This window comes from Streptomyces venezuelae, assembly GCF_008642275.1.
GTDB classification, from domain to species: Bacteria; Actinomycetota; Actinomycetes; order Streptomycetales; family Streptomycetaceae; genus Streptomyces; species Streptomyces venezuelae_E.
On record NZ_CP029189.1, the window covers coordinates 5,064,055 to 5,075,953 of the forward strand.

The window sequence follows — 11,899 nt, forward strand, 5'->3', positions numbered from 1 at the left end:
CCGGATCAGCGCCAGCTGTGCGGGGCGCGGAAGCCGGGGGTGCGCTCCAGGCGGCGCCAGCCGGCCCGGGAACGGAGGGCGCGGAGGGAGGGCTGGGCCGGGACGGTGGCGGCGCGGGCGAGCAGGACGGCGGTGATCGCGGCCAGTTCCTCGGGTGCGACGTCGCCCTTCACGACCTTCAGCAGTGGGCCTGCGGTGCCTGCGGTGCCTGCGGTGCCTGTGCTGCCTGCGGTGATGCTCATCGGTGCTGGGTCTCCTTCGCGGTTACTGCGGGGGGTTGCCGTGTTTGCGGGACGGCAGGTCGGCGTGCTTGTTGCGGAGCATGGCGAGGGCGCTGACGAGGACTTCGCGGGTTTCGGCGGGGTCGATGACGTCGTCGACGAGGCCGCGTTCGGCCGCGTAGTACGGGTGCATCAGTTCGGCCTTGTACTCCTTGACCATCCGCGTGCGCATGGCCTCGGGGTCCTCGGCGTCGGCGATCTGCTTGCGGAAGATGACGTTGGCCGCGCCCTCGGCGCCCATCACGGCGATCTCGTTGGTCGGCCAGGCGTAGGTGAGGTCCGCGCCGATGGACTGGGAGTCCATGACGATGTAGGCGCCGCCGTAGGCCTTGCGGAGGATCAGGCTGATCCGCGGGACGGTGGCGTTGCAGTACGCGTACAGGAGTTTCGCGCCGTGGCGGATGATGCCGCCGTGTTCCTGGTCGACGCCGGGCAGGAAGCCGGGGACGTCGAGCAGGGTGATGATCGGGATGTTGAACGCGTCGCACATCTGGACGAAACGTGCGGCCTTCTCGGAGGCCTCGATGTCCAGGACACCGGCGAGGTGGCCGGGCTGGTTGGCGACGATCCCGACGACCTGGCCGTCCATCCGGGCCAGCGCGCAGATGATGTTGCGGGCCCACCGCTCGTGGACCTCCAGCACGTCGCCCTCGTCGACGAGCTCCTCGATGACCTTGAGCATGTCGTAGGGGCGGTTGCCGTCGGCGGGGACCAGGTCCAGGAGGACCTCGCTGCGCCGGTCGGCCGGGTCGCCGTTCTCGTGGACGGGCGGGTTCTCGCGGTTGTTGGAGGGGAGCATCGAGATGAGGTAGCGGACCTCGGAGATGCAGGTCTCCTCGTCGTCGTACGCGAAGTGCGCGACACCGGAGGTCTCGGCGTGCACGTCCGCGCCGCCGAGCCCGTTCTGGGTGATCTCCTCGCCGGTCACCGCGCGGACCACGTCCGGGCCGGTGATGAACATCTGCGAGGTCTCCCGGACCATGAACACGAAGTCGGTGAGGGCCGGGGAGTAGGCGGCGCCGCCCGCGCACGGGCCCAGCATCACGGAGATCTGCGGGATGACACCCGAGGCCCGCGTGTTGCGCTGGAAGATCCCGCCGTAACCGGCCAGCGCCGAGACGCCCTCCTGGATACGGGCACCGGCACCGTCGTTCAGGGACACCAGCGGCGCACCCGCCGCGATCGCCATGTCCATGATCTTGTGGATCTTCGTGGCGTGGGCCTCGCCCAGCGCGCCGCCGAAGATCCGGAAGTCGTGCGCGTAGACGAAGACCGTCCGGCCCTCGACCGTGCCCCAGCCCGTGATCACACCATCGGTGTAGGGCTTCTTGCTCTCCAGGCCGAACCCGGTCGCCCGGTGCCGGCGCAACTGCTCGACCTCCTTGAAGGAACCCTCGTCCACAAGCAGCGCGATGCGCTCGCGCGCGGTCAGCTTGCCCTTCGCGTGCTGGGCCTCGGTCGCACGCTCACTCGGTCCACGCCGCGCCTGCTCCCGCAGGGAATGCAGCTCGCTGATCCGGTTCCTCATCGTCCGGCCCCCCAGCCGTCGCCGAGCCGCTGGACCACGAGGCAGGACCAGGTGAAGCCGCCGCCGCCCGTGAGGACGAGGGCGTATGCGTCCGGTGCCAGCAGGTCCCGGGACGCGCCGATCTCCGCGAGGTTGGCGACCGGGTCGCCGCAGCCCAGGTGCCCGGTCCGGGCGCCGAGGCGTACCGGCTCCACCGGTACGAGCTCGCGCAGGGCCGGGAGGTACATCAGTTCGAGGACCTTGGGGCCCAGCCGGGGCAGGGCGACGCACCCGATCCGCGGGTCGTCGGGGGCCAGGCCCGCTTCCGCCAGGGCCTGCAGCACCACCGAACGCACCGCCTCCGGGCCGGTCTTGGCGAACCGGTCCATGCCGCCCGCCTCCAGGAACGCGCGCTTGGTGCGGCGTACGTCGATGGGCCGGCCGTGCGCGAGCGGGGCGGGGCTGAACGGGTCGGCCCCGCGGTACATGGACTCCATCTCGGGCGCGGCCAGCACGGCGTGTGCCACCAGGCGCAGTCCCCGCCCGGACCGGCCGAGAACGGCGGCGGTGGCGCCGTCCCCGTAGGCGACCTGGTAGTCGCCGCGCCAGCGGTCGAAGCCGGCGGGGTCGAAGCGGTCCGCGGTGGTGATCAGGGCGGTGCCGAGCGTGGGATCCGCGGTGAGGTAGGCCGCGGCCGTGTGCAGGGCCATCGCCCCCGCGTGGCACATCTGCTGGATGCCGAAGGGGAGGGCCGACGAGGCTCCCACCCGGTCGGCCACGTAGTGGGCCGGGGACCAGAAGTCGTGGCCCTGGTGGTAGATCCAGTTGTGCAGCAGGAGGCCGACGTCGGCGGCGTCGACTCCCGCCAGGCCCAGGGCCTTCAGCCCGGCCGACACGGCCATGTCGGGGGCCGACGCGTCGTAGGAGACCGGTACTTCGACCACTCCGGCCGCCTCCGGGACGTCAGGGTCGAGGATGCCGTCCGCCACCAGCGCGTACGCGCTCTGGGTGGTGGCGGGCAGCCAGGTGGCGGCCGCCTCGACCGTCAGGCCGTCGCTGAAGCGCATCGCGGGCTCTCCTGTCCTGGGCTTCGCCCATCGCTGTGCCGGCCCTCCAGGGCCGTCGTCTTCCGACAGACCGCCGGGGCGCGACCGCAGATACACCGGCCCGGGGTGTACGCGGGGCGGTGTGGCGCGGCTCTGTGGCGATGGGGCCCCGTTCCGGGCCCCGGCTGCGAGCTAGCGAGCGAGAAGGACGGGCTTATGGAGTCGAGGACGCGTACGGCGGCCGAACTGTGGGACGGCTGGCTGGAGATGTGGAACGAGGACCCCGGCGCCGCACACAAGATCATCAGTGCGGACTACCGGCTGCACCTGCCCACCGCGGGGGCGACGATCGACCCGGACACGATCCGGGACCCGGCCACTATGGCCGACTGGGTCGCCGGCTTCACGGGCAAGTTCGAGGGGCTGCGCTACGAGACGGACCTGGGGCCGGTGGTCGACGGCGAGCTCGCGGTGTGCCGCTGGTTCGGCACCGCCACCTGCCTGGGGCGGACCGGCTGGCCGTCCGACGTGCCCGGAAAGCGGATCACCTGGGTCGGCGTCGACATCCTGCGGATCGTCGACGGCTGGATCGTGGAAGCCTGGACGCAGGGAGCGGAGACCGACGAGCGGCCGCCCTCCGCGAGGTGACACGGAGGTGTCCCGGAGGCGGCCGCCGGCCGCCCCCTCGTCGTGAGGGGGTGGCCGGCGACCGCCCCCGAGGGGGCGGTGTCAGCCCGCCCAGCTCTCCACGGGGAGGGATGCGACGCACGCCTTGGCCCAGGGTTCGTCCAAGTTCCAGAGATCCATGGCAGCCATGTCATTCAGCATCATGCCCAAGGCCAGGAACCGCTTGACGGTGACGTCATCGGCTCCGGAATTATTCTGGATGGCATTCCACATGCGTCCGAATCCGGTTTGGACCGCGGATCGGATGTCCGGGTCGTCGGATGCGGCGAAACCGTGGAGCTGAATCAGTAGAAAGAGTCGGTCGCGCACCAGGGAGCGGTATCGGTCACCCATCGCGACGAGGGCATCGACGCCGGTCAGGCCCTCTGCCGACTCGTCGAAGGATGCCACGACCCGGTCGAATGAATTTTCGACAACGGAAATGAAGAGCCCTTTTTTCGTGTCGAAGATACGAAACACGTAAGGCTGGCTGATTCCTGCCTTCCGGGCGATCGTCTCCACCGAAGTTCCGTAATAGCCTCCGTGCGAGAACTCCTCGGAGGCGATTTCCAGAATTTGTTTGCGGCGCTCGCCGCCCGTCATTCGTTCCATGGTCCACATGAAACCACGCGGCGGGCCTAAATGTGACCCGCGAGGGGGAAGCGGTGTCGTTGACTGAGTAGTTAGTCACTGCTACCTTGCAGGCGTAGCCCGCCCAGCGAAGGGAAAGAGAAGAGATGACTCAGACCGCAGGGGACGCCGTCCCCGCGAACGACGTGGCGGCGGCGCCACCCGAGTCACCGGAGGCCCGGCGCCACCGCACACTCGTCTTCCTGGTCGTGTGCGCCGGCTTCGTCATGTCGAGCCTCGACATGATGATCGTCAACGTCGCGTTCCCCGCCCTGGAGGAGGACTTCCACGGCACCACCGCGGCGGCGCTGTCCTGGACCCTCAACGCCTACTCGATCGTCTTCGCCGCGGCCCTCGTGCCCGCCGGCCGGCTCGCGGACCGCTCCGGCCGCAAAGGCGGATTCCTGCTCGGGCTCGGCCTGTTCACCCTGGCCTCCGCGCTGTGCGCGGCATCGCAGGGGGTCCCCATGCTGGTGGCCGCCCGGGTGCTGCAGGCCTTAGGCGCCGCCGCCATGGTCCCCACCTCGCTCGGTCTGCTGCTGGCCACCTATCCGCCGGAGCGGCGCGGTGGCGCCGTACGGGCCTGGACAGCGGTGGGGGGCGTGGCCGCCGCGCTCGCCCCGATCGTCGGCGGCGCGCTGGTCAACCTCGACTGGCGGTGGATCTTCCTCATCAACCTGCCGTTCGGCATCGCCGCCCTGCTGGTCGGCCGCCGCGTCCTGCCGACCGCCGCGCAGCCCGACCGCGGTCCGCTGCCCGACCTGCTCGGTTCGGTCCTCGTCGTCATCGCGGTCGCCGCCGCCTCGCTGGCCCTCATCAAGGCGCCGGAGTGGGGCTGGGACTCGGCACGCGTCCTCGGCTGCTTCGCGCTGACCGTCGTCTGCCTCGCCGAGTTCTTCCGGCGCTCCGCGCGGCACCCCAACCCCGTCGTCGCCTTCTCGCTGCTGCGGGTACGGTCCTTCAGCCTGGCCAACCTGACCGCGCTGGTCTTCAACTCCTGCTTCGGCGCGATGCTCTTCTCGTTCATGCTCTGGTGCCAGAACATCTGGGGCTACTCCGCGCTGGAGACCGGGCTCGCCCTCGCGCCGGGCACCTTCCTGATGCCGGTCATGGCCATGGCCACCGGCCCGCTGGTGAAGAAGCTCGGCGCCACCACCGTCGTCGTCCTCGGCTGCGCCCTGCTCGCCGCAGGCGTCCTGTGGTGGGGCATCGCCGCCCAGAGCGAGCCCGACTACGTCACCATGCTGCTGCCCGGCGCCCTGCTGACCCCCGTCGGCACCATTCTGGGCACCACCGCGCTCGTCGGCCTCGTCACCAAGGACCTGCCCCCGGCCTCCTTCGCCACCGGGTCCGCCGTCAACATGATGGTCCGCCAGGTCGGCCTCGTCATCGGCATCTCGGTGTTCATCGCCGTGCTGGGCACCCCCGGCCCCGGCGCCGACACGCTGGAGGCCTTCCGGCACGCCTGGTTCATCGCGGCCGGGATCGGAGTCCTGGCCCTGCTGGTCGGGCTGCTGATGGCCCGGCGCACCGAGACGGACGCGGCGTGAGGCCGCCCGGCGCCGCATGACGCCGCCGCCCGGCGCCGCATGACGCCGCCGCCCGGCGCCGCGTAGGGCCGCCCGACGCGCCCGAAGGCGCCCGACGCCACGCGGAGCCACCACCGACCGCCGCCTGGAGCCCGGAACCCCCGCCGGACTCCAGGCGGCTTTCCCGTCACCGCCCCGGCCACCGCCCACCGGCCGCCCAGGCCACGCCCACGCCCACGGCCGCGGCGAGGATCCCGCAGAACCCTTTGCCGCCGCCTGTATCCATCCGGTCCCCGACCCGCTCTGTACGGGCGTAAACCAGCGGCCGACGGAGGGAACCAGGCGATGAAGTTCGAGGGCGGACTGGGCGTGAAGGCGGTCACCACCTGGCTGCCCGGCACCACGGAGACGACGCGGGACCAGATCGCCGCGGGCCGCCTCACCCCGGAGCGCGCCGAGCAGCTCGGCGTCACGGAGCTTCCCGTGACCGCCGACCTGGCCGCGCCCCAGATGGCGGTACGAGCCGGCCGCAAGGCCCTCGACCGCGCGGGATGGGACCCCGGGCGCATCGGCTTCCTCGCCCACGCGCGCGTCTTCCACCAGGGGCACGAGAAGTGGTCGTACGCCCACTACATGGCGAACGAGCTCGGCCTGCCGCCCACCGCCCTGCCGTTCGGCATCGAAGCCCTGTGCACCGGCGGCGCGACGGGGCTGCTGGTGGCCGGCACCCAGCTGCTGGGCGACCCCTCGCTGTCCGCGGCCCTGGTCACCACCGGCGAGCGCTACCACGCACCGGCCTGGGACCGCTGGAGCATGCACTCCGACATCGGCTACGGCGACGGCGCCACCGCCGCGCTCCTGCACCGGCGCGACGGCGGACAGGACGATCTGCACCTGCTGTCCCTGACCCACTCCACGGCCGCCGGCCTCGAAGGCATGGAACGCGGCGACCGGCCCTTCACCCAGCTGCCGATGCAGGACCGCACCACCTGGGAGACGAACGTCGAACGCAAGGCGTTCTACGAGGCCGCGGGCAAGGACGTCTTCCCCCAGGCGGCCCGCGTCCACGTCCGCGCCTCCCTCGACCAGGCCCTGGACGAGGCCGGACTGCACCCGCACGACCCGCGCATCCGGCTGTTCACCATGCCCCGCATGGGTCCCCGCCTCGTCGACGTGATGTACGGCTCCCTCACCGGAGTACTCAAGGCCGAGACCGTACTGCTCGGCGGCAGGACGGGACACCTGGGCGCCGGGGACATGCTCGCCAACATGGCCGACATCGTCAGCGGCGGCATGCTCCGGCCCGGCGAGTTCGCAGTGGTCGCGGGCGCCGGCGGCGGCTTCACCTGGTCCACCGCGGTCGTCCAGGCCCCCGAGAAGTGACCCCACCGGGCACCGAGCCCGCGTCGGCATACCCCGTGAGCGGCCCTCGCGGGCAGGAAGGCACGTACATGAACCACATCTCGTACCCGCGCGGATCGAACCGGATGGTGGTGGGCATCAGCGGTGCCACCGGCATCGCCTACGGCATCCGCACCCTGCAGGTCCTCAGAGCGGCGGGCATCGAGACGCACCTGGTGATGTCACGGTCCGCGCGGCTGACCCTCTCCTACGAGAGCGACCTGAGCACCGCGCAGGTTCAGGACCTCGCCGACTTCCACTACTCGCCCGACGACGTCGGCGCGCCCATCGCCAGCGGATCGTTCCGCACCCGGGGCATGATCGTGGCCCCCTGTTCCGTGAAGAGCCTCGCCCAGATCGCCGTCGGCACCTGCGACACCCTGCTCGCCCGGGCGGCCGACGTCACCCTCAAGGAACGCAACCGGCTCGTCCTCATGGTCCGCGAGACCCCGCTGACCCTCACCCACCTGCGCAACATGACGACCGTGACGGAGAACGGCGGCATCATCGCGCCCCCCGTCCCGGCCTTCTACACCCGCCCCAAGGGTCTGGAAGAAGTCGTCGACCAGTCCGTGGGCCGGGCACTGGACCTCTTCGGAATCGACTCCGAGACCTTCCCGCGCTGGGGCGAGCCGCCCGCAGGGGCCGAGGGCCCCGCCCCCACCCACACCACCACGCGACCCCTCGCGCAGAGCGCGATCCACGTCTGAGGAAGCACATATGACGAAGCACCTGACGAGCCTGCGCGAGCACCTCGCCGCTCTCGCCGAGCTGGGCGACGTGCGGGAGCTGCACACGCCGGCCGACACCCACCTGGAGATCGGCGCCGTCATCCGGCGCAGTGCCGAGAACCGCGACCCGGCTCCGCTGTTCACCGCGGTCAAGGGCTACGCACCCGGCTTCCGGGTCCTCGGCGCCCCCGCCGCGCTCAGCTCGGCGCCCGGCGCCCCCTGGGCCAGGGTCGCCCTCTCCCTCGGCCTCGACGCCGCCGCCCACCCGCTGGACATCGTCGAGGAGCTGGCCGCGGCGCGCGGCCGCGAGCCCATCGCGCCGGTCGTCGTCGACCACGGGCCCTGCCAGGAGAACGTGCTGCTCGGCGAAGACGCCACGCTGGACTCCTTTCCCGTACCGCTCATCCACGACGGGGACGGCGGCCGCTACATCAACACCTGGGGGGCGATCGTCGTCCGCACCCCCGACGGCAGCTGGACCAACTGGTCCATCGCGCGCGTCATGATGATCGACGGCCGCCGGATGGCCGGCATGGTCCGGCCGCTCCAGGACGTCGGGAAGATCTTCAAGCTGTGGCGCGACCGCGGTGAGCCCATGCCCTTCGCCCTGGTCCAGGGCGCCGAGCCGGCCGTCCCCTTCGCCTGCGGCATGGGACTCCCTTCCGGGACCGACGAGGCCGGCTACCTCGGCGCCCACTTCGGTGAGCCCCTGGAACTCGTGCGCTGCAAGACCGTCGACCTGGAGGTGCCCGCCACCGCGGAGATCGTCATCGAAGGGCACGTCTCCCTCGACGAGACCGCGCCCGAGGGACCCATGGGCGAATACGCGGGCTACCTCACCGGCAAGGCGAACCCCTGGCCCGTCTTCCACATCAGCGCCATCACCCACCGCGACAACCCGATCCTGCCCGTCGTCTCCGCGGGAAAGCCCGTCGAGGAGGACCACACCGCGGTCGGTACGACGTACTCGGCCGAGGCCCTGCACCAGCTCCGCGCGGCCGGGCTCCCGGTCACCGCCGCCTGGATCGTGCCGGAGACCGCCATCAACCTGCTGGCCGTCACCGTTCCGCGCGACTGGCGCGAGCGCTCCGCGTTCACCAGCACGCGCATGCTCACGCGCGCCATCGCCCATCTGGCGCTGCGCCCCAAGGTCGGCTACTGGGTCACCCGGATCATGGTCCTCGACGACGACATCGACCCCACCGACCTGCGCGACCTGATGTGGGCGTTCCACACGCGCAGCCATCCCACGCGCGGTCAGATCCTCATCGAGGACCAGAAGGTCACCCCGCTGCACGTCGTCTACTCGCCCGAAGAACTCGCCGAGGGCGGCCCGAAGATCGCGTACGACTGCCTCCTGCACCCCGACGAGGACAAGCGGGCCCGCAGCACCGCGTTCAAGGACAACTTCTCCGCCGACATCCAGGCCCGCGCCCTCGCCATCTGGGAGAACCGATGACCGCGTCGCACACCGTCACCAGCACCGGCACCCGCCCCGCCGCCCCCGCGGACCAGGAGGCGCCGCGGCGCATGGTCATGGTCAGCGGGGGCACGCGCGGCATCGGCCGGGCCGTCGCCGTCCACCTCGCCGCCGAGGGGTACGACATAGCCTTCTGCGGCAGGTCCGCCTCGGCGGCCGCCGAGGAGACGGCCGAACTGGTCCGCGCCCGGGGCGTCTCCTGCTTCCACGAGCCGTGCGACGTGGCGGATCACCAGGCGGTCGAGACGTTCGTCCAGCGGGCCGAGGACGCGCTCGGGCCGGTGTACGGCCTGGTCAACTCGGCCGGGATCGTCAAGGACAACCACCTCGTGATGATGCCCGTCGACGACTGGACCTCGGTGATCGACACCAACCTCACCGGAACGTTCAACTTCTGCCGGACCGTCGGATTCGGCATGCTCAAGCGGCGCGCGGGCGCGATCGTCAACATCTCGTCGGTGGCCGGCGTCTACGGCCACGCCACACAGGCCAACTACGCCGCCTCCAAGGGCGGCGTGAACAGCCTCAGCCGCACCCTCGCCAAGGAGCTCGCCCGGCACGGCATCCGGGTCAACGTCGTGGCTCCCGGCTTCATCGAGACCGACATGACGGACGACCTCAGCGACAAGGCACGCAAGGAAGCCCTCGCGGCGGTCCCGCTCCGGCGCTTCGGCACCGCCCGGGAAGTCGCCGACCTGACGGGCTTCCTGCTCTCCGACAAGGCGTCCTACATCACCGGACAGATCCTCCAGGTGGACGGAGGCGTGGCGCTGTGACCACGCCGTACCCGCCGGTGCGCCCCGGCGAGCTGCACCTGTGGTGGCTCACCGTGCCGCCGGCGGGTACGGACACGGACACGGCCGCGCGGCTCCTCGACCCGCAGCAGCGGGCGCGCGCCGAGCGGCTGAACCGGCCGCTGCACCGGCACCGCAAGATCATGGCCCACGCCGGCCTGCGCGTCCTGCTCGCGGGACACCTGGGTGCCCACCCGTCCGAGGTCCGGTTGCGGCGGGCGCCCTGCCCGCGGTGCGGCGGACCGCACGGCCGCCCCTACGCGGAAGGCGGGCACGGCCTGGAGTTCTCGATGGCCCACGCGGGCGACGGGGTCCTGTACGGCTTCGCCCTGGGCCCCGTCGGCGTGGACCTGGAATCCACCGAGGTGCGGCCGCGTACCGCCGCCGCCCGGCTGCTGCCGGCCGCGCAGCGGCGCACGCTCGACGCCCTGCCCGAGTCCGAGCGCTTCCGTGCCTTCCTGGGCTGCTGGGTCCGTACGGAGGCGTACCTGAAGGGAATCGGTACGGGGCTCGCGCACGGCCTGGCGGCGGCGGAGGACGCGCCGGCCGACCCCGCCTGGCAGTTCGTGGATCCCGAGGTGCCGGGCGGGTTCGTCGCGGCTGCGGCCGTGACCGGTCGCGCCCTGCCGGCGGCGGCCGGTTCCGCTCGGGGCCGCCTGCGGACGCTGACCGGTAGATTGCCCGCGGCGTCCGTCCTCGGCGCCGCCGAGTCGGCTCGAACAGGAGAGGGGCGGGGAATGCGCGACACCGATCCCGGCCGGCGCGCGGCGCCGCGCGCGGACGCGGAAGAGGGCCAGGACACGGACGCGGGCCAGGACGCAGACGCGGTCCAGGACGCAGACGCGGTCCAGGACGCGCTGCTGGACGAACTGCGCACCGCGACGGGCCGGCCGCCCGAGGCGCTCGTCGCGGCCATCGCCGCGTGGCCGGCGCCGCACGCGTACGCGTCCACCGCGCCCGGAGCCTACGGGCGGACCGATACGGAACAGGCCGACGCGGAACGGACTGATGCGGGGCAGGCCGGTGCGGAACGGGCCGACGCGGAACGGGCCGACGCGGGGCAGAGCGGTGCCGGCCCGGTCGGCGGCGGGTGGGCCGGGGCCTCCGCCCGTTTCACACCGCGGCCCGGTACGCCCCGCTGACGCCGTACTTCTTGTGCAGCTGTTCCCCGAGGCGGCGCAGCGCCCGGCCCCGCAGCGGGCCCACCGAGCCGCGGGCGATCCCGAGGCGGCGGCTGACCTCGTCGTACCCCGGGGCGGGGTCCGAGCTCAGGAGCGCCAGGAGCTGCTGGTCCCGCTCGGGCAGTTCCGCGAGGGCCGACAGGACCTCCGCGCTGCGCTCCCGGCTGAGCAGGGCGTCCTCCGGCCCGGCGTGCGCGGTGACGGGACGGTCCAGGCTCCCCGTGTCACCGACGGGAACGTACCGCCCCGAACGTTCGTACTGCTTGAGGCTCTCCCGGCGCGCGCAGGTGGTGAGCCAGGCCGGGAACCGCTCCGGCGTGTGCATCCGGGGCAGGCTCTGGTACACCCGCAGCCAGGTCATCTGGAAGACCTCCTCACAGTCGGCCGAGCTCAGCCGGTGCGAGCGGGCCACCGTCCACACCACCGGGGCGTAGCGCTCGACGAGCGCCGCCCACGCCTGCTGGGAACCGGACAGGGCCGCGGCGACCAGCTCACCGGGGCCGGGAGCTCCGGGGGCCGCGTCCGCCGGGCGCGTTCGCGTCGTAGACATGGGTTCCTTCCTGGGTAGTGCGGGGCGGTAGCGGGGCGCGGTTGCGGGCCGGTTGGCGGGCGCCTGCGCGGACCCGTACGTGTCGTGTCCGCGCAGGCGCCCG

General features: G+C 72.2%; 12 protein-coding genes. 7 read left to right on the forward strand and 5 right to left on the reverse strand.

Features of this window, described 5'->3' with window-relative positions; translation table 11 throughout:
* Positions 1-5: 5 nt before the first annotated feature.
* Genes DEJ51_RS22735 through DEJ51_RS22745 form a run of 3 tightly spaced genes read right to left on the reverse strand, consistent with a single transcriptional unit; the run spans position 6 to position 2,855 of the window.
* Positions 6-242: an acyl-CoA carboxylase subunit epsilon gene (locus DEJ51_RS22735; protein WP_150259298.1), complete on the reverse strand. Its 237-nt coding sequence runs from the start codon at positions 240-242 to the stop codon at positions 6-8.
* A 22-nt stretch (positions 243-264) separates the two neighbouring features.
* A complete protein-coding gene (locus DEJ51_RS22740; protein ID WP_150259300.1) occupies positions 265-1,809 on the reverse strand; it encodes an acyl-CoA carboxylase subunit beta in 1,545 nt (514 codons plus the stop codon).
* Positions 1,806-2,855: a ketoacyl-ACP synthase III family protein gene (locus DEJ51_RS22745; RefSeq protein ID WP_150259302.1), complete on the reverse strand. Its 1,050-nt coding sequence runs from the start codon at positions 2,853-2,855 to the stop codon at positions 1,806-1,808. Before DEJ51_RS22745 ends, DEJ51_RS22740 begins: the two co-directional genes overlap by 4 nt.
* Positions 2,856-3,050: 195 nt before the next feature.
* Between DEJ51_RS22745 and DEJ51_RS22750 the strand changes: the two genes are divergently transcribed.
* A complete protein-coding gene (locus tag DEJ51_RS22750; RefSeq protein WP_150259304.1) occupies positions 3,051-3,482 on the forward strand; it encodes a nuclear transport factor 2 family protein in 432 nt (143 codons plus the stop codon).
* An 81-nt stretch (positions 3,483-3,563) separates the two neighbouring features.
* Here DEJ51_RS22750 and DEJ51_RS22755 read toward each other — a convergent pair whose 3' ends face one another.
* On the reverse strand, positions 3,564-4,112 hold the full coding sequence (locus DEJ51_RS22755) for a TetR/AcrR family transcriptional regulator (protein WP_190620567.1): 549 nt from the start codon (positions 4,110-4,112) through the stop codon (positions 3,564-3,566).
* A gap of 125 nt (positions 4,113-4,237) precedes the next feature.
* On the opposite strand from DEJ51_RS22755, the gene DEJ51_RS22760 reads away from it, so the two are divergent.
* The 6 genes from DEJ51_RS22760 (at position 4,238) to DEJ51_RS22785 (ending at position 11,207) form a co-directional block, all read left to right on the forward strand.
* A complete protein-coding gene (locus DEJ51_RS22760) occupies positions 4,238-5,680 on the forward strand; it encodes an MFS transporter (protein ID WP_150259308.1) in 1,443 nt (480 codons plus the stop codon).
* A gap of 324 nt (positions 5,681-6,004) precedes the next feature.
* Entirely contained in the window at positions 6,005-7,042 is a 1,038-nt protein-coding gene (locus DEJ51_RS22765; RefSeq protein ID WP_150259311.1) for a ketoacyl-ACP synthase III family protein, read from the forward strand.
* Between the two features lie 68 nt (positions 7,043-7,110).
* A complete protein-coding gene (locus DEJ51_RS22770) occupies positions 7,111-7,770 on the forward strand; it encodes a UbiX family flavin prenyltransferase (RefSeq protein ID WP_150259313.1) in 660 nt (219 codons plus the stop codon).
* Between the two features lie 10 nt (positions 7,771-7,780).
* On the forward strand, positions 7,781-9,250 hold the full coding sequence (locus DEJ51_RS22775; protein WP_150259315.1) for a UbiD family decarboxylase: 1,470 nt from the start codon (positions 7,781-7,783) through the stop codon (positions 9,248-9,250).
* Between the two features lie 71 nt (positions 9,251-9,321).
* Positions 9,322-10,047: a 3-oxoacyl-ACP reductase FabG gene (gene fabG, locus DEJ51_RS22780; protein ID WP_150262091.1), complete on the forward strand. Its 726-nt coding sequence runs from the start codon at positions 9,322-9,324 to the stop codon at positions 10,045-10,047.
* Positions 10,044-11,207, forward strand: a complete 1,164-nt coding sequence (locus DEJ51_RS22785) for a 4'-phosphopantetheinyl transferase family protein (protein ID WP_150259317.1) — start codon at positions 10,044-10,046, stop codon at positions 11,205-11,207. The genes fabG and DEJ51_RS22785 overlap by 4 nt, the downstream gene beginning before the upstream one ends.
* Here DEJ51_RS22785 and DEJ51_RS22790 read toward each other — a convergent pair.
* Positions 11,179-11,796: an RNA polymerase sigma factor gene (locus DEJ51_RS22790; protein ID WP_150259319.1), complete on the reverse strand. Its 618-nt coding sequence runs from the start codon at positions 11,794-11,796 to the stop codon at positions 11,179-11,181. The two genes, DEJ51_RS22785 and DEJ51_RS22790, sit on opposite strands and share 29 nt — an antisense overlap.
* Positions 11,797-11,899 lie beyond the last annotated feature (103 nt).